Source organism: Micromonospora coerulea (genome assembly GCF_016598485.1).
Classification (GTDB): domain Bacteria; phylum Actinomycetota; class Actinomycetes; order Mycobacteriales; family Micromonosporaceae; genus Micromonospora; species Micromonospora coerulea.
In genome coordinates this window covers 36808-54301 of record NZ_JAEMUW010000013.1, presented here as the reverse complement: position 1 = coordinate 54301, position 17494 = coordinate 36808, and the positions used below count along the sequence as shown (strand labels likewise).

At 73.9% G+C, this 17494-nt stretch carries 13 protein-coding genes; 7 read left to right on the top strand and 6 right to left on the bottom strand.

Annotated features, from left to right (window positions below; genetic code table 11):
- Positions 1-36 precede the first annotated feature (36 nt).
- Positions 37-1821: a glycoside hydrolase family 15 protein gene (locus I8N68_RS17955; protein WP_200211238.1), complete on the top strand. Its 1785-nt coding sequence runs from the start codon at positions 37-39 to the stop codon at positions 1819-1821.
- A gap of 34 nt (positions 1822-1855) precedes the next feature.
- On the opposite strand, the gene I8N68_RS17950 is transcribed toward I8N68_RS17955, so the two are convergent.
- Both I8N68_RS17950 and I8N68_RS17945 read right to left on the bottom strand, forming a co-directional pair.
- The gene (locus I8N68_RS17950; protein ID WP_200211235.1) at positions 1856-3049 is read right to left on the bottom strand and encodes a threonine synthase; all 1194 of its coding nucleotides are present in this window, start codon (positions 3047-3049) and stop codon (positions 1856-1858) included.
- A gap of 8 nt (positions 3050-3057) precedes the next feature.
- Positions 3058-4095, bottom strand: coding sequence for a DNA polymerase ligase N-terminal domain-containing protein (locus I8N68_RS17945; RefSeq protein ID WP_200211231.1), 1038 nt, complete (start codon positions 4093-4095; stop codon positions 3058-3060).
- A gap of 177 nt (positions 4096-4272) precedes the next feature.
- Here I8N68_RS17945 and I8N68_RS17940 point away from each other — a divergent pair, with 177 nt between their 5' ends.
- The 3 genes from I8N68_RS17940 to ctaD all read left to right on the top strand — a co-directional run bounded on the left by I8N68_RS17940 (position 4273) and on the right by ctaD (position 8427).
- Positions 4273-5055 carry an aldo/keto reductase gene (locus tag I8N68_RS17940; protein ID WP_200211226.1) on the top strand — a complete coding sequence of 261 codons (783 nt, stop codon included), beginning with the start codon at positions 4273-4275 and terminating at the stop codon, positions 5053-5055.
- Positions 5056-5424: 369 nt separating this feature from the next.
- Positions 5425-6531 carry an FAD-dependent monooxygenase gene (locus I8N68_RS17935; protein ID WP_200211224.1) on the top strand — a complete coding sequence of 369 codons (1107 nt, stop codon included), beginning with the start codon at positions 5425-5427 and terminating at the stop codon, positions 6529-6531.
- A gap of 138 nt (positions 6532-6669) precedes the next feature.
- Positions 6670-8427 carry an aa3-type cytochrome oxidase subunit I gene (ctaD, locus tag I8N68_RS17930; RefSeq protein WP_200211222.1) on the top strand — a complete coding sequence of 586 codons (1758 nt, stop codon included), beginning with the start codon at positions 6670-6672 and terminating at the stop codon, positions 8425-8427.
- 542 nt (positions 8428-8969) lie between these two features.
- Here ctaD and I8N68_RS17925 read toward each other — a convergent pair.
- From I8N68_RS17925 to I8N68_RS17910, 4 genes are read right to left on the bottom strand one after another with little or no spacing between them, the layout of a single operon-like run.
- Entirely contained in the window at positions 8970-10208 is a 1239-nt protein-coding gene (locus I8N68_RS17925) for an MFS transporter (protein WP_200211218.1), read from the bottom strand.
- A gap of 39 nt (positions 10209-10247) precedes the next feature.
- Positions 10248-10829: an isochorismatase family protein gene (locus I8N68_RS17920; protein ID WP_200211216.1), complete on the bottom strand. Its 582-nt coding sequence runs from the start codon at positions 10827-10829 to the stop codon at positions 10248-10250.
- A 13-nt stretch (positions 10830-10842) separates the two neighbouring features.
- On the bottom strand, positions 10843-12129 hold the full coding sequence (locus I8N68_RS17915) for a nicotinate phosphoribosyltransferase (RefSeq protein ID WP_200211212.1): 1287 nt from the start codon (positions 12127-12129) through the stop codon (positions 10843-10845).
- A gap of 16 nt (positions 12130-12145) precedes the next feature.
- Positions 12146-14824 carry a LuxR C-terminal-related transcriptional regulator gene (locus I8N68_RS17910; protein ID WP_200211210.1) on the bottom strand — a complete coding sequence of 893 codons (2679 nt, stop codon included), beginning with the start codon at positions 14822-14824 and terminating at the stop codon, positions 12146-12148.
- Positions 14825-15022: 198 nt separating this feature from the next.
- Between I8N68_RS17910 and I8N68_RS17905 the strand changes: the two genes are divergently transcribed.
- The 3 genes from I8N68_RS17905 to I8N68_RS17895 all read left to right on the top strand — a co-directional run bounded on the left by I8N68_RS17905 (position 15023) and on the right by I8N68_RS17895 (position 17485).
- Complete coding sequence (locus I8N68_RS17905) at positions 15023-16585, top strand: P-loop NTPase family protein (RefSeq protein ID WP_200211207.1); 1563 nt, start codon at positions 15023-15025, stop codon at positions 16583-16585.
- Positions 16586-16688: 103 nt separating this feature from the next.
- Positions 16689-16979, top strand: a complete 291-nt coding sequence (clpS, locus tag I8N68_RS17900; RefSeq protein WP_089010866.1) for an ATP-dependent Clp protease adapter ClpS — start codon at positions 16689-16691, stop codon at positions 16977-16979.
- 2 nt (positions 16980-16981) lie between these two features.
- On the top strand, positions 16982-17485 hold the full coding sequence (locus I8N68_RS17895; RefSeq protein WP_200211467.1) for a DUF2017 domain-containing protein: 504 nt from the start codon (positions 16982-16984) through the stop codon (positions 17483-17485).
- The last annotated feature ends 9 nt before the right edge of the window (positions 17486-17494 follow it).

Genomic DNA, 17494 nt, shown 5'->3' with positions numbered 1-17494 from the left:
TGGCCTGAACGCCCCGGGTCCGGGTACCCGGGGCGGGTGCATAAACCGCCAATCTCCGACTACGGATTCATCTCCGACTGCCGCTCCGGCGCGTTGGTCAGCCGGGACGGGTCGGTCGACTGGTGGTGCCCCGACCGGTTCGACTCGCCGTCGGTCTTCTGCCGGCTCCTCGACCCGACCGGCGGGCACTGGCGGATCGCGCCGCTGGCCGCGAGCCGGGTGGAGCGCGCGTATCGGCCGGGCACCCTGGTGCTGCGGACCGTCCACCACACCCCGGAGGGGAGCGTCGCGGTCACCGACGCGCTCGCCGCCGAGCTGGGCGCCCGCGGCCACGAGCTGGGGATGAACTCGCCGGCGGTGCTGCTGCGGGTGGTCGAGGGGCTGAGCGGGCGGGTACGGATGCACCTCGACTTCGCCCCGCGCCCGGAGTACGGGCTGCTCACTCCGTACCTGCACGAGCAGCCGGACGGCGGGGTGCTGGCCACCGCCGGGCCGGTGGCGCTGGTGCTGCGCGGGGGCGGGCAGCCGCTGCGCGTGGACGGGGACCGGGTCGGGTGCACGTTCGAGGTCGCCGCCGGCCAGACGGTCGGCTTCGACCTGGCGTACGCCCCGGTCTACGGCCCGCCGCCGGCCCGATTGGACCCGGTCGCCACGCTCGCCGAGACGGCGCGGGCGTGGGAGGCCTACCGGGAGGCCCACCATTACGACGGCGAGTACCGCGCGCAGGTCCGGCACAGCGCCACCGTGCTCACCGGCCTGACGTACACCCGTAGCGGCGCGGTCGCCGCGGCGCTCACCCCGTCGTTGCCGGAAGAGATCGGCGGTGAACGCAACTACGACTACCGCTACTCCTGGCTGCGCGACTTCGCGCTGACCATTCGCGCCTTTTGGGTGGCGGCCTGCCCGCACGAGGCGTCCCGCCTCTTCGCCTGGGTGACCCGCTCCATCGGGCGGGTGGGCGAGGATCCGGTGCCGGTGCTCTTCGGCCTGGAAGGGGAGCGGGACATCTCCGAGCACGAGGTGCAGCACCTGCGCGGCTACCTGGACAGCCGGCCCGTGCGGTTCGGCAACGACGCCTGGCGGCAGCGGCAGCTCGACGTGCCCGGCGAGGTGATCTCGGCGGTCTGGCGGATGCGCCACTACCTCGGCGACACCTTCGATGAGGAGCTGCGAGAGATGGTCCTCGGGCTGACCGAGCAGGTGGCAGGCACCTGGCAGCTGCCCGACCACGGCGCATGGGAGATCCGTGACGTCGAGCGGCACTACCTGTCGTCGAAGGTGTTCTGCTGGGCGGCGATGAACCGCGCGGTGGAGCTGGCCCCCCGGCTGGGCGATCGGGCAGACCCGCGCCGCTGGGCGGCCATCCGCGACGAGATCCGGGCCACCATCATGCGCGAGGGCTGGAACGAGCGCATCGGCGCATTCACCGGTGCCTTCGGCTCAACCGAGCTGGACGCCTCGGCACTCTACCTGCCGGTGGTGCACTTTTTGCCGGCCAGCGACCCGCGGATGCGCTCCACCATCGAGGTGGTCGAGCGTGAGCTGGGCACCGAGGATGGCCTGGTCCGCCGCTGGGACAGCGACCCGGCGGGCTTCCTGCCTTGCTCGTTCTGGCTGGTCGAGTGCCTGGCGATGGCCGGCGAGCGGGACCGGGCCGAGGCGCTCTTCGAGCGGGTGATCGGCCACGCCAACGACGTCGGGCTGCTCAGCGAGCAGATCGACCTGGCCACCGGCGCGCAGCTCGGCAACATGCCGCAGGCGCTTTCCCACATCGGCCTGGTCGCCGCCGCCTGGCGGCTCACCGACCCCACCTCCGACTGAGTGCACCCACTGTGGGCGAGCGTCGCGGCGACGGTCAGGCCGGCAGCACCGGTACGCCGGCGACGTCCACCGTCTCCGGGTACTTCAGCCCCGCGCCGGTGTTCAGCACCACCACCCGCTCGCCGGCCCGGATCCACCCACCTGCCCGCAGGTGCCGCGCCGCCGAGAGGCAGGCCGCTCCCTCCGGGCAGAGCAGCAGCCCCTCCCGCGCGGCGAAGTCCCGCAGGTCGGCCAGGATCTCCGCGTCGTCCACCGCGATCGCGGTCCCGCTGCTCTCCCGCAGCGCGTCCAGGATCAGCTCGTCGCCCAGCGGCGACGGCACGGTGATGCCGAAGGCCACGGTGTGCGCGTCCGCCCACGGGGTCGCCCGCGGCTCCCCGGCGGCGAACGCCCGGACGATCGGCGCGCAGCCGGTGGACTGCACCGCCACCAGCCGGGGCAACTTCTCCTCCACCCAGCCCAGCTCGCGCAGCTCGTGCAGCGCCTTGTGGATGCCGATCAGCCCGACGCCGCCCCCGGTCGGATAGATGATCACGTCCGGCACCTGCCAGCCGAGCTGCTCGACGATCTCGTACCCCATGGTCTTCTTGCCCTCCAGGCGGTACGGCTCGCGCAGCGTGCCGGCGTCGAAGACCTGCCCGCCTGATGCGGCGACCAGGTCGGCGACCCACCGACCCGCGTCGCTGATCAGCCCGTCCACCAGCCGCAGGTCCGCCCCCGCGGCCACGCACTCGCGCCGGCAGATGGTCGGCGCGGACAGCGGCATGGCGATGGTCGCGCCGATCCCGGCCCGGGCCGCGTAGGTGGCCCAGGCCGCCCCGGCGTTGCCGTTGGTCGGCATGGCGATCCGTTCGACGCCCAGCTCCCGGGCCCGGCTCACACCGACGGCCGCGCCGCGTGCCTTGAACGACCCGGTCGGGGTCAGCCCCTCGTCCTTGACGATCAGGTCCGGGATGCCGATCTCGGCGCCGTACGCCGGGGCGCGCAGCAGCGGCGTCCAGCCCTCGCCCAGCGTGGTGACGAACCGGGCGTCGTCCACCGGCAGCAGCTCGCGGTAGCGCCACAGGTCCGCCGGGCGGAGCCCGAACTGCTCCGGGGTCACCGACGCGGCCACCGCGGCCAGGTCGTAGCGGGCCAGCAGCGGCGAGCCGCAGGGACAGAGGTTCTGCAACTTCTCCGCCGAGTGCTCCCTGCCGCAGCGCGGGCACTCCAGGTGCGTCAGGTGCACGATGCTCCTCAGCTCGTGTCGATGCTCAGCCAGCGCCGGCTGCGCCCACCGGGCTCGTACGGGGAGTCGAGCCGCTTGGCCACCACCCCGGGGAGCCCCTGGTCGCGGGCGGTCCGCAGGGCGTCCGCGCCGACCCCCGGGAACCACGGCGGAGTCTGCCAGTGCCGCCCGGCCAACGCCAGACCGTCGAGCAGCTCCCGGCGCTGCACGTACGGCACGTCGGTGCTGGTCACGCCCTCCAGCCAGAGCAGGTCGAAGACCAGGAACTGAGCGTCCGGGCCGCCCCGGCCGGTCGGCGGCTTCACCCTGCCGGCGGCGTCGATCCGGACCAGCACGCCGTCCAGCACCGCTTCCGTCGGCGCCAGCACCTCCGCCATCTCCCGCAGCCACGGGTACGTGCCGGTGATCTCCTCGTCGGTCTCCGACAGCAACCGCAGCCGGCCGCCGGAGACGTACGCCATCGCCCGGACCCCGTCCCAGCGCAGCTCGTACCCCCACTCGGACTCGTCCTTCGGCAGCCGCTTCGCCGCAGTGGGATGCATCGGGCGGACCAGCTCCGGCATGCTCGTCCAACCCTGCGGGGCCGGGTCGGTGCGCCGGACCATCCAGTCCTTCCCGCCGGTGGCGAAGAGCACGTAGCGGCCCGTGGTGCGCTGCCCGTCTAGCACCACGATCACCTCGTCGTCGCGCCACTTCTCCGCGCGGTACGTCCCGGTGTCGTGGACGGTCATCCGCCCGCCGCCGTATTCGCCGGCCGGGATCTCGCCGTGGAAGGTGAGGTACTCCATCGGGTGGTCCTCGGTGTGCACGGCCAGGTGGTTGCGGCCCGGCTCGCGGGGCAGGCCGCGCGGTACCGCCCAGGAGGCCAGCACTCCCTCGTGCTCCAGCCGCAGGTCCCAGTGCAGGCTGCGGGCGTGGTGCTGCTGGATGACGAAGCGGGCCCGCCCCCGACTTGGCCGATTCCGCGCGGGCGCCCGCTCCGGCACCGGCTCGGGGGTACGCTCCGCGTCCCGCTTGCGCCGGTACTCCTCCAGCCGGTCAGCCACTCCCGCATTCTGCGGCACCCGGGAGCGGTCCGCATGCGCCACCCGGACGGTTCGTCCGGTTGCCGACCTTCGGGGCCGTTTGCCGGTGTTGCCGCTCGGCGTCCCGGTGCGGCCGGTCGGCGCGCTTCCCGGCGGGTCGATGGCATGCCGGCGGTGATCAGGGGTAGAACAGCCGCCATGACCACCGCTGAACAGCCCACCGTCCCGCTCGCCGGCGACGCCCGGATGCCGCTGCTCGGCTTCGGCACCTGGCTGGCCACGGGAGAGGCCGGGTACGACGCCGTGCTCGCCGCCCTCGACGCCGGCTACCGGCACATCGACACCGCGACCATGTACGGCAATGAGCGGGAGGTCGGCCGGGCGATCAAGGAGAGCGGGCTGCGCCGCGAGGACATCTTCCTCACCACGAAGCTGCCGCCGGATCGGGTGGGCCGGGAACGGCAGACCCTCGAGGCGAGCCTGAGCGCCCTCGACACCGACTACGTCGACCTGTGGCTGATCCACTGGCCGCCGTCCGCGGCGGGCAGCATCCCGGTCTGGCGGGAGCTGCTGGCCGCCCGGGACGAGAACCTGACCCGCACGGTCGGCGTGAGCAACTACAGCGTGAGCCAGATCGACGAGCTGATCCAGGCCACCGAGGAGACCCCGGCGGTCAACCAGATCCGCTGGAGCCCGTCGCTGTACGACCGGCGGACGCACGCCGCGCATCGGGACCGGGGCGTGGTGCTGGAGGGGTACAGCCCCTTCAAGGCCAGCGACCTGTCCGACCCGGTGCTGACCCGGATCGCCGCCGCCCATGACGTCTCCCCGGCCCAGGTCGTGCTCCGCTGGCACATCGACCACGAGATCGTGGTGATCCCCAAGTCCGTCACCCCGGAGCGGATCCGGGTCAACGCCGACGTCTTCCGCTTCTCCCTCACCGCGGAGGAAATGCGCGACATCGACGCCCTGGGCGGCTGACCGGCGGAAAGGGGCAGCGGGCGACCCGGACGGTCACCGCCACCTCCTGACGGTAGGGCGGCACGGCGAAGGGGCGGGTCCGGACGGACCCGCCCCTTCCCCGTCAAATCAGACCTTCGCGCAGGCCGGTGCGCGGGCCGACGGCATGCCGGGTGTGAGTGGCCGGTGCGGGGAACGTCCGGCGGACGCGAGCTGCCCGACCCGCCGCTGCGGGGGGGCCGGCTGGGGTGCGGCGCCCGGCGGTGGGACCGGCGCGCGGCGACGAGGGGCCGGACGCCTCGGGGCCGATCGCCCCTACCGTGCGTCGGTTGCCGCGAGTAGTGTCTTGCCTCCAACGCGTGCCGAACCCCTCCGGAGGCGTACACCACGATGGGTGGTTCCCCCCTGCGCATCCTCGTCGTCGGCGCGGGCATCGCCGGTCTGGCCGTGGCCCGGGCGCTGCGGCTCGCGGGGTTCCGGCCGGACGTCACCGAGAAGCTCCCCCCGGCCGAGCTGGTCGAGACCGGTCTCTACCTGCCCGGCAACGCGGCCCGCGCGCTGCGCCGGCTCGACCTCGACGGCCCAGTCCGCCCGCTCGGCCAGGTCATCCACCGGCAGCGCTTCCTGGACGCGGCCGGCGCGCCGCTCTGCGAGGTCGACCTCGACGCGCTCTGGGCCGGGGTGGGTGAGTGCCGGGCCCTGCCCCGCGCCGAACTGCACCGGGTGCTGCTCACCGGGGCCGGCGGCGCCGTCCGGCACGGCGCCGAGGTCAGCGCCGTCGAACCGCGGCCCGGCGGGGTCGCCGTCGGCTTCACCGACGGCACCTCCGGGGAGTACGACCTGGTGATCGGCGCCGACGGGCCGCGATCGGCGGTCCGCACCCTCGCCGCCCTCGGCGGCCCGCCCCGCCCGGCCGGGCAGGTGGTCTACCGCAGCGTGGTCCGCGGCGGGCCGCGGGTCGCCGACTGGACCGCCCTGCTCGGCCAGCGATCCGGCTTCCTGCTGGTGCCGATCGGCGCCGGGCGGCTGTACTGCTACGCCGACGAGGCCGGCACCGTACCGCCGGCCGACCCGCCGGCCCGGCTGCGGGAGTTGTTCGCCGGCTACGGCGGCCCGGTACCCGAGGTCCTGGCGGCCCTGGACCAGGTGCACGTCGGCGTCACCGAGGAGGTGGAGCTGGGCCGCTGGTTCCACGGCCGGGTGCTGCTGGTCGGCGACGCCGCCCACGCCACCGCGCCGACCCTGTCCCAGGGCGCCGCCATGGCGCTGGAGGACGCCGTCGTGCTCGCCGAGTCACTGAAGGCCGCCGGCAGCGTCGAGGCCGCGCTGCTGGCGTACGAGAGCCGGCGGCGACCCCGTACCCGATGGGTGCGCGACCGGACCCGGGACCGCAACCGGACCCGCGACGTGCCGCCGGCGCTGCGCGACCCGCTGCTGCGCGGACGCGGCGGAAGGATCTTCCAGGAGCACTACCGGTTGCTGGTCGGCCCGCTCTGAGCGCCGCCACGGTGGCGGATGATCGTAGCCGGCCACCCCACGCGGCGGGGCCACCTGCCGGGGACTATCCTCCTTGCGGATGACGGCTCGCAGATACAGCGCGTGCCGAGCGAGACAACCGAGAACCGGAGGCCACTCGTGACCACCGTCGCACCCAAGCCGGTCGTGACCCGGCCCTGGCCGGTCCGAGAGCCGGTCAAGGGGTCGGCAATCGCGCGGCTGCTGCGCACCACGGACGCGAAGCAGATCGGGATCATGTACATGGTCACCGCGTTCGCGTTCTTCATGATCGGTGGCGTGCTTGCCCTGATCATGCGCGCCGAGCTGGCGCGGCCGGGGATGCAGTTCCTGTCGCCAGAGCAGTACAACCAGCTGTTCACCATGCACGGCACGATCATGCTGCTGTTCTTCGCGACGCCGATCGTGTTCGCCTTCGGCAACTACATCGTGCCGCTGCAGATCGGCGCGCCCGACGTGTCGTTCCCCCGGCTGAACAGCTTCGCCTACTGGCTCTACCTGTTCGGCGGCACGCTGGCCACCGCGGGCTTCATCGCCCCGGGCGGCGCGGCCGACTTCGGGTGGTTCGCCTACGTGCCGCTGAGCAACGTCCAGCACTCGCCGGGCGTCGGCGCCAACATGTGGATCGTCGGTCTGGCCATCTCCGGTCTGGGCACGATCCTCGGCGCGGTCAACATGATCACCACGATCCTGACCCTGCGCGCCCCCGGCATGACCATGTTCCGGATGCCGATCTTCACGTGGAACCTGCTGGTCACCAGCCTGCTGGCGATCCTGGTCTTCCCGCTGCTCGCCGCCGCGCTCTTCGCGCTGGCCGCGGACCGGCTGATCGGCGCCCACGTGTACGACCCGGCCACCGGCGGGCCGATGCTGTGGCAGCACCTGTTCTGGTTCTTCGGGCACCCCGAGGTGTACATCGTCGCGCTGCCGTTCTTCGGCATCATCAGCGAGATCATCCCGGTCTTCTCCCGCAAGCCGATCTTCGGCTACAAGGGCCTGGTCGCCGCCACCATCTCCATCGCCGCGCTGTCGATGAGCGTCTGGGCGCACCACATGTTCGCCACCGGCCAGGTGCTGCTGCCGTTCTTCAGCTTCCTGAGCTACCTGATCGCCGTGCCGACCGGTATGAAGTTCTTCAACTGGATCGGCACCATGTGGCGGGGCCAGATCAGCTTCGAGACCCCGATGCTCTTCGCCGTCGGCTTCCTGGTGACGTTCCTCTTCGGCGGTCTGACGGGTGTGCTGCTGGCCAGCCCGCCGATCGACTTCCACGTCTCCGACTCGTACTTCGTGGTGGCGCACTTCCACTACGTGCTGTTCGGCACGATCGTGTTCGCGGTCTTCGCCGGCATCTACTTCTGGTTCCCGAAGATGTTCGGCCGGATGCTCGACGAGCGGCTGGGCAAGGTGCACTTCTGGCTGACCATGATCGGCTTCCACACCACGTTCCTGGTGCAGCACTGGCTGGGCAACGAGGGCATGCCGCGGCGGTACGCCGACTACCTGCCGGGCGACGGTTTCACCTTCCTGAACACGGTCTCCACGGTCGGCGCGTTCATCACCGGCATCTCGACGCTGCCGTTCATCTGGAACTGCTGGAAGTCGTACAAGACCGGCCCGGTGGTGGAGGTCGACGACCCGTGGGGTCACGGCAACTCGCTCGAGTGGGCCACCAGCTCCCCGCCGCCGCTGCGCAACTTCGACCGGATGCCGCGGATCCGCTCCGAGCGCCCCGCGTTCGACGCCAAGTTCCCGGAGCTGGCCGCCGGCCAGACCATCGCCGGCCCGCCGGAGGGTGGCGCCAAGCCGCTCACCAGCGAGTCCAACGGTGGCGCCAGCTACCAGGAGGACACCTCCGGCAACCTCGACCAGCGCTGACCCGCTGACCGCCGCGCCACGGGCGCCGCACCCCTTCCCGGGGTACGGCGCCCGTCGCCTTTCCGGCGCTGTCCCCGATTGCTGGTATCTGCGACGCCGGAACCCGGCCCCACCACTGCTGCTCGGTCATGCCGGTGCGCTGCAGCCTTGCCCGGCGGGCCTTCTCCGGAGAGCGATATACCTGAGAGTCATATTTATGCCGCTCAGGTATATCGCTTCCCGGGTATACCGGCCGCGTCGCAACCGGCCCGGACCGACCCCGGCCCGGACCGAACCCGGCCCGGCTCCCCGACCTGGCGGTATGCCGAGGCCAGCGATACCGCCACATCCGCGATCTAGGGCCGCGCAGACCGCACCGCCTCCCCGGCCCCGACCGCTGGTGCGGGCCGGCTGGGTGCTCGACTCCCGGCCCTGCCCGCCGGCGCGGCCGACCGCCCGCCGTCGCGGTCAGCGGATAACCCGCGCCGCAGCTCGCGCCTCGGAGGCCGGGTCCGGGCATGGGCGGCGTGGCGGCGTGGCGGCGGCGCTCCCAGGAGCGTGGGTCAGGGGGCGGCGGGGGCCAGTTCCGGCTCGGCGGCGGCGGGGACGGTTTCCCGCCGGTGGCGCAGCTCCACCGGAAGCACGGCCATCGCCACCAGCAGGCCGACCGCGCCGGTCACCGCGAAGCCCCAGAGCGGCAGCGAGGCGTCGATCACCGCGCCGGCGAGCGGGGCGCCGACGGCGATGCCGACGGTGACCGCGGAGCCGTGCAGGCCCATCGCCTCGCCGCGTACGCCGGCCGGGGCGAGCCGGCTGACCGCGTCGGAGGTGGCGGCGATGGTGGGCGCGCAGAGCGCGCCGGCCGGGACGAGCGCCAGGCAGAGCAGCCACCAGTGCGCCCCGCCCAGCCCGACCGGGATGGTGCACAGGCTGAGCGCCGCCATCAGCGCCAGCGGCGAGAAGGAGCGGCTGACCGCCCCGTACGCGAAGCCGCCGACCAGCGACGCGACCGCCCACATGGCCAGCACGGCACCGGTCCAGCCGACCTCGCCGCTGGCCCGCAGCACGGCGACCACCGCGACGTCGGTGCCGCCGAGCACCAGGGTGGCGGCGAGGCTGACCGCGAGGACGGCGAGCAGTCGGGGCGTGAGCCACTCTCGCCGGGGCACCCGGCGCTGCGGGCCGGCGGGCTCCTCCGCGCTGCGGGTGGGCGGGTTCAGCAGCCAGAACACGATGCCGGCGGCGACGATGCCGGCGCCGACCGCCCAGAGGGTGGCGCGCGGGGAGACGGCGGTGGCCAGCGCCACGGCCAGCGCCGGGCCGACCATGAACGACAGCTCGACCGACATCGAGTCCAGCGCGTACGCGGGGCGGCGGCGCTCGGCCGGGACCAGCGCGGCCACCGACTGGCGGACGACCGAGAAGACCGGCAGCGCGAGCAGCCCGGCGACGAAGGCGGCCGGCAGCAGCACCGGGTACGACAGCGCCGGGGCGCCGGCCCAGAACAGTGCCTCGGCGGCGGTGGTCAGGACGAGCACCGGGCGCAGGCCGCGCCGGTCCACCAGCCGGCCGAGCAGGGGCGAGCCGACGGCCGCGCCGACGGTCAACGCGGCGCCGACCAGGCCGGCGGCGCCGTAGCCCCGGCCGAGGTCGAGGACCACGTAGAAGGTCAGCGTCACCCCGGTCGCGGTGAGCGGGATGCGCGCCAGCACCGAGACCAGCAGCAGCGACCGGAGACCGGGCAGGGCGAGCGCCTGCCGGTAAGGCTTCAAGTTCACGACGGTCCGTACCTCCGGCGCCATCCTTGACGCCGGGTACGACAGTCGCAAGCGATTACCTGGTCAAGCGGTCCTGATCACAGGCTCGCCGACCATGCCGACCCCGGCGCCCTCCAGCGCCCGCAGCGCCACGTCGGTGGTGTCCGGTGCGACCCCGGCCGTCAGGTCGAGCAGCACGGTGGTGCGGAAGCCCTCCCGGGCGGCGTCCAGCGCGGTCGCCCGGACGCAGTGGTCGGTGGCGATGCCGACCAGGTCGACCCGGTCGACGCCCCGCGCGCGCAGCCAGTCGGCCAGGCACTCGCCGTCGTCGGCGTGCCCCTCGAAACCGGAGTACGCGGCCGCGTGCTCGCCCTTGTGGAAGATCGCCTCCACCCGACCGGTCTCCAGGTCGGGGTGGAACTCGGAGCCGGCGGTGCCGACCACGCAGTGCCGGGGCCACGAGTCGACATAGTCCGGCGGATCGCCGAAGTGCGCCCCCGGGTCGATGTGGTAATCCTTGGTCGCCACCACGTGGTCCCACCGGCCCGGTTCGGCGGCGAGCAGCCGGGAGATCCCGGCGGCCACCCCGGCTCCGCCGGCCACCGCGAGGGACCCGCCCTCGCAGAAGTCGTTCTGCACGTCCACGATGATCAGCGCGCTGCTCACGGAAGCAATCCTCTCAGCCAGCGGGTACGACGGTCACCGGGATCGCCGGGTCGCCACCGGAGAGCTTCAGGCCCTCCCACGGGATGGAGATCAGGCACTGCCGCAGGTGCTCGCGCGACTCGTCGAGCGTCGGCAGCGCCACCGGCTCGCCGTCGACCACGAACGAGCGCTGGAGCAACCGGTCGTTGGGCCGCCGGTCCGGCACGCCCTGCGGCACGATGACCTCCTCGGTGGCGGTGCCGGTCGGCTTGTGCCGGCGGACGGCCACCTTGCGGCCACCGATCGTGGCCTTGTGCTCGGAGCGCTTGACCACGGGCCGCCCCGCCACCTCGACCAGCTTGTAGACCAGCCCGGCGGTGGGGGCGCCGGAGCCGGTGACCACCGCGGTCCCCGCGCCGTACATGTCGACCGGCTCGGCGGCCAGCGAGGCGATCGCGTACTCGTCCAGGTCGCCGGAGACGATGATCCTGGTCTCGGTGGCGCCGAGCAGGTCGAGCAGCTCCCGGGACTGCTGGGCGATCACCGCGAGGTCACCGGAGTCGATCCGGATCGCCCGCAGCTCCGGCCCGGCCACGTCGATGGCGTTGCGGATGCCCTGGCTGATGTCGTACGTGTCGACCAGCAGGGTGGTGTCCTTGCCCAGCGTGGCGACCTGCGAGGCGAACGCCGCCCGCTCGTCGTCGTGCAGCAGGGTGAACGCGTGCGCGGCGGTGCCCGCGGTCGGGATGCCGTACCGCTGCCCGGCGGCCAGGTTGGAGGTGAACCGGAAGCCGGCCAGGTACGCCGCCCGGGCCGCGGCCACCGCCGCCTCCTCGTGCGCCCGGCGGGACCCCATCTCGATCAGGGTGCGGCCCCGGGCGGCGGTGACCATCCGGGCGGCCGCCGCAGCGACCGCGCAGTCGTAATTGAGCACCGACAGCACCAGCGTCTCCAGCACCACGCACTCGGCGAAGCCGCCGGAGACGGTGAGGATCGGGGAGCCGGGGAAGAAGAGCTCGCCCTCGGCGTATCCCTCGACCTCGCCGGTGAAGCGGTAGCTGCTCAGCCACTCGGCGGCCCGCTCGTCCACCACGCCGGTCCGGCGCAGGAAGTCGACCTCCTCCGCGGAGAACCGGAAGTCCCGGATCAGCTCCACCAGCCGTCCGGTGCCGGCCACCACCCCGTAACGGCGGCCCGCCGGCAGCCGCCGGGTGAACACCTCGAAGACGCAGCGGCGGTCCGCCGTGCCGTCCCGCAGGGCGGCGCTCACCATCGTCAGCTCGTAGTGGTCGGTCAGCAGCGCGGGGCGAAGGGTGCTCACCAGTCCAGCCTAAGGTTCAGGCGGGACCGGCGCCGTCAGGGCCCGGCATCGACCGCAGGGCGGCCCGCAGCTCGGCCCGCCCGGCCACCCCGAGCTTGCTGTAGATGCGCTGGAGGTGGTTCTCCACCGTCCGACTGGACAGGTAGAGCTGCTCGCCGATGGTCCGGCTGGTCGCCCCGTCGGCGGCGAGGCGGGCCACCTCCCACTCCCGGTCGCTCAGCGCCGGGCGGAGCAGCCGGAGCGCCGGGGTGGAGAGGTGGCCGCAGCCGCTCATCAGGGCGGCGAGGCGCTCCCGGGCCGGGCCCGTGGCGGTCGAGCGGCTCTGCCGCAGCCGGTGCAGGGCCATGGCGGCGGCCTCGGCCCCGTACACGATCAGTTCCCGGGCCGCGAAGCCGTCGGCGACGGCGAGCAGTTCGGTGGGGGAGTTCGCGACGGCGGCGCGGGCGTACCGGGCGAGCAGTGGCGGCAGCACCCCGTCGACCCGTTCGGAGAGCTCGGCCAGACGCTGCGCCACCCTGCGCCGCCCGCCGTCGGTGCAGGTCGGGCCGACCGGGGCGGCGGCCTGGTCGAGCCGGACCAGGTCGAGCAGGACCAGCGCCTCGTGGCCGGCCAGCCCGTCCTCCCGCAGCCGGTCGGCGAGCTGGCTGAGGTGCTTGGTCGCGCCCGGCAGGTCGCCGCCGGCGGCCAGCACCGCGCCGCGGGCCTGTTCCAGCCAGGGGTAGAGCACCGCCATGCCGGGGGCGTGGGTCCGGTCGGCCTCCGCCATCGCCTCCGCGGCGAGCACCGGGTCGCCGCGCAACGCCGCCGCCTGGGCCCGCTCGGCATGGGCGAGGCCGGCGTAGACCCGGCTGGTGGCGAGCACCGCGCAGGCGCCCAGGCTGGTCTTGAGCGCCTCGTCGCTGTGCCCCCGCAGCCGGGCCGCGTACGCCTGGAGGATGGCCAGGTAGCCGGTACCCAGCCGGAAGTCGCCCGCGCCCGCGAGGTCGGCGAACTCGTCGGCCACGATGGCGTCGATGCCGGCCAGGTCACCGGAGAGCGCGAGCCGGGTGCCCCGGGCCAGCTCCATGGCGAGCTGGAGGTACGGCATGTCGCCCCGCCAGCGGGCCGCCTCGGCCTGCACCCGGGCGATCGCGGTCGCGCTGCGCCGGAACTGGCCCTGGGCGGCCTGGAGGTGGGCGATGGTGCACCGGGCCAGCTCCCGGGAGGCCACCGAGGCGGCCGGACGGTCCAGCACCGACTGGGCGAGTCGCAACGCCACGTCGGTGTCCAGCCGGTGCAGCCGCATGATGGCCTCGAAGGCGCGGACCCGGGCCACGTCGGCCAGGTCGGTCAGCTCGTCGCCCCGGGCGGCGATCTCCTCCACCGTGGACTCCCGGCTCAGCCCCCAGTAGCTGACCATGCCGCGTACCGTCAGCCAGCGACTGCGCCGCCGGTCGGAGCGCACGTCGCCGGCGACCGAGTCGAGCACCGCGATGGCCTCGTCCGGCCGGTCGGCGAACATCAGGATGGTGGCGAGCAGCTCGGCGGCGTCGAAGCCGCCGTCGGCCTCCAGCGCCGCCCGGGCCAGCCGGGTCGCCAGCGGCACGTCGTACCGGCCGAAGGCCTGGGCCGCCGCGGCGAGCAGCAGGGCCGGGTCCTGCGCGGTACCCGAGTCCAGTCGCCACACCGCAACCCGGAGCAGGTCGTCGCGGCGCCGCTTGCCGACCTGCTCCAGCAGGTCGGCCAGGGTGGCCTGGAGCCGGCGGGTCCGGCTCACCGGGCACTGCCGCCGCATCACCTCGCCGTAGAGCGGGTGGGCCAGCCGCACGTTCAGCCGCCGGTCGTCGTGCACCAGGCTGATCAGGCCGCGCTCCTCCGCGGTCTCCACGTCGACCGGCTCCACCGCGCGCTCGAGCAGTTGCAGCCCGAGCGGTTCGCCGAAGGCGACCAGCTCGACCACCGCCCGGACGCCGGGGGTGAGCTGGCCGATCCGGGTGCCGATGAGGTCGGTCAGGCTCGGGGCCAGCTCCAGCCGGCCGGTCCACTTCCAGATCCCGTACGTGCGGGTCAGCTCGCGGCCACCGGCGGCGGCCAGCACCAGCTCGCGCAGCAGCAGCGGGTTGCCCGCGGAGAGCCGGAACAGCCGCTCGGCGGAGCCCGCGTCGACCGGGCCGCCGAGGATCGCGGCGAGCAGGCCGGTGATCTCGGCGGGACTCAGCGGACCCAGTTCGACGAGCTCGACCAGGTCGTCGGTCCAGAGGGCGCGGATCGGCAGCGGGATCTGCTCGCCGTTGCGCAGGGTGCCGAGCACCGTGGCGTTCTCGGCCCGGGAGATCAGGTGCACCAGCGCCGCCGAGGGCGGGTCCAGCAGGTGTGCGTCGTCGATCGCCAGCACGATGCGCCGCCCGGCCGCCTGCTGCTGCAGCACGTCCACGGCCCAGCGCAGGATGCCGGCGGGGGAGAGGCCCTGCGGCTGGTCGGCCGGGAGCACCTGGACCAGTCCGCCGAAGGGCAGGGCGGCGGTGGTGGCGCTGGCCGAGACCGACCAGATCGCGTACCGGTCGGTGGGCAGGGCCGCGACCCCCTCCCGCAGCAGCCGGCTCTTGCCGACCCCCGCGCTGCCGCTGAAGAACAGTCCACGCCCCTCCGGACTGCCGACCGCCGACAGCAGGCGGTTGAGCTCATCCGTGCGGCCGACGAAGTCCCACCGACTCATCGCAGCAGCATATCGAGGGTAATCTGTCCGCGCGTAGACCGTCACGCAGCGAAGTTGAGTAACCTGTTGATTACCGGTGAGTATCCGAAGTGTTCGGCCGGGAGTGGGCCCCGCGAGTACTCTTCCGGCATCCGGTTGCCACCACCGGATTTTTCACGCGACCGGCCCATTTCGGTCGCCCGACCGGGAGGCCGCCTGATGAAGCCGGGTCCTCTCCGTGCGGTCGACGAGCCCGACCCGGGCGGGTCGGCCGAGCCGCCGCGCGGGGCTCCGCTGCCCACCCGGGTCGACGTGACCACCCCGGGCCCCGACGAGCCGCTGGCCGTGGTGGCGGCCGGCCCGGCCGGCGCGGGTCGTCGCCAGGTGCTGGCCGCCCTGCTGGAGGTGGAGCCGGGGATGCTCGCGGTGCCGACCGGCAGCTGCCTGGTGGTCACCCACTCGCGGGTGCCGACCCGCGCGGCGTACGTGCCGGGTTACCGGCAGCCGCACGCGTACGGCGCGGATCCGCTCGCCGCCGGCCCGGCGCTGGCCCGCCCGCCACGCCGGGTGGAGCTGAGCGTGCCGAACCCGCTGCTGCGGCACTTCGTCGTGCTGGACACGCCGGACACCGGTGCGCTCGGCGTCGCCGGTGGCCGGGTGCTGCTGGAGGCGGTCGGCCGGGCCGGCGCGCTGCTTTTCGTGATCTCCGCGGACCAGGCCTTCACCGCCGCCGAGCTGCATCTGCTGGCCGAGGTGGCCCGCGCCGGGGTGGCGGTGTTCTTCGCGGTCACCCCGGGGGTGGCCGGCTCGGCCGCCGGGTCGGGCGGCGCGACGACGACGGAGGACGCGGGGGCGTCCGTCCCGTCGGCCGCCCCTACCCGGGCGCCGGGCCAGCGTCCGGTCGACCCGGTGGAGGTCTCGCTCGCCGCCCACCGGGCCGCCCTGCTGGCCGCCGTGCCCGACCTCGCCGAGGCCCGCTGGTACCCGGTCCGCCACGCCGACCACGCGGCGCTGCGCCGCGCGCTGGTCGGCTGGGCCGCCGACGAGGGGCTCCGCCGCGCCAGCGCGCAGCCGCCGGTGCTGCCGGGCCAGCACGGCCGGGTGAACGTGGTGCCCGGCCTCGACCCGGGTGACCTCGCCGACCGGCTGGACCGTCAGGTCCGCTCCGGCGCCCAGCGGATCCGCCAGCACCTCGCCCTGGAACTGGCGAACATCCACCTGCGGGTGGTGCAGGAGATCGTCTTCGGGGTCGGCCCCGCCGGCCTCCCGCAGCTGCTGGACCGGGAGATGGAGGCCCTGTCGCTGCTCGCCACCGCGCAGTGTGACCAGGCCGTGCGCGGGGTGCTCGACGAGGCGGCGGCCCGGGTCTTCGGCGCGCCGCTCGCCGAGGGGGTGCGCCGCCGGATCGCGCACGCCGTGCGGTGGGGCCTCGCCGACCACCCGGTCGGCCGGGAGCTGGACCGGGTCCTCCTGGTCACCAGCACCGCCGGGGTGGCCGCGCTGAGCGGCGCCGGCGCGATGGACGCGCTGGCCGGGTTCCCCGGCGCGGAGCGGGTGGAGGTGCTGCCCCCGGTGGGGGTGGCGCTCTCCGGTGGTTGCTGGCAGCACTGGCGGGGGCCTGGCACCGACGACCCGAACGGCGCGCGGTCCTGGGCCCAGCGGGCGCTGCGCGAGGTCGAGCTGGAGCTCTCCAGCGAGGTGTCCCGCCGATTCGAGGTGATCCGGCTCTCGTTGGGCACGGTGCTCACCGATGCTGTCGACCACGGCATCCTGCTCGCCTGAGGTCGGCGGCGCCGACCGGCGTCCGGCCGCCCAGGAGGGTGATCCGGACCGACCCGGCGTTCCGATTCATCGGTTCCCGGGATCCGGTGGCACGATGGGGGGCATGGCGGCTCCACAGGTTGCACCGGTCGAGACGCCGGACACCGACGAGGTGCCGGTCTCCGACCGGCCATGGGTGACGATCGTGTGGGACGACCCGGTCAACCTGATGACGTACGTGACCTGGGTCTTCCAGAAGCTCTTCGGATACAGCCGGGAGAAGGCCGAGCAGTTGATGCTGGACGTGCACCACAAGGGCCGGGCGGTCGTCTCCAGCGGCGCCCGGGAGCGGATGGAGCACGACGCGTCGCAGCTGCACGCGTACGGCCTGTGGGCGACGGTGGACCGCTCGTGAGCATGTTCCGTCGCCAGGGCGACCGGTACGTCGCCACCCTCGCCGTGGACGAGGTCCGGGTGCTGCGCAAGGTCGCCTCGGAGGTGGTGGGGCTGCTCACCGACGGCTTCGACCACAGCGACCCGGTGGTCGGCCGGCTCTTTCCGGAGGTCTACCCGGACGACTCGGCGAGCACGGCCGAGTTCCGCCGGTACACCGAGGGCGACCTCAAGACCGCGAAGATCGACCAGGCCGGGGCCATCCTCGCCGCGCTGCCCGACTCCGCCGGCGAGACCGGCCACGAGGTGCGCCTGGACGCCGAGGCGGCCGAGGCGTGGCTGCGCGCGCTCAACGACGCCCGGCTGGCGATGGGCGTCCGGTTGGAGATCAAGGACGGCACGGACCTCGGGGAGGAGCTCGACGACGCGGTCGCCGAGGACCCGACCTCGTCCCGGGTGTTCCAGCTTTCGGTCTACGCGTATCTGGGCTATCTGCAGGAGTCCCTGCTCAACGCCCTGATCGACTGAGTCGTGACG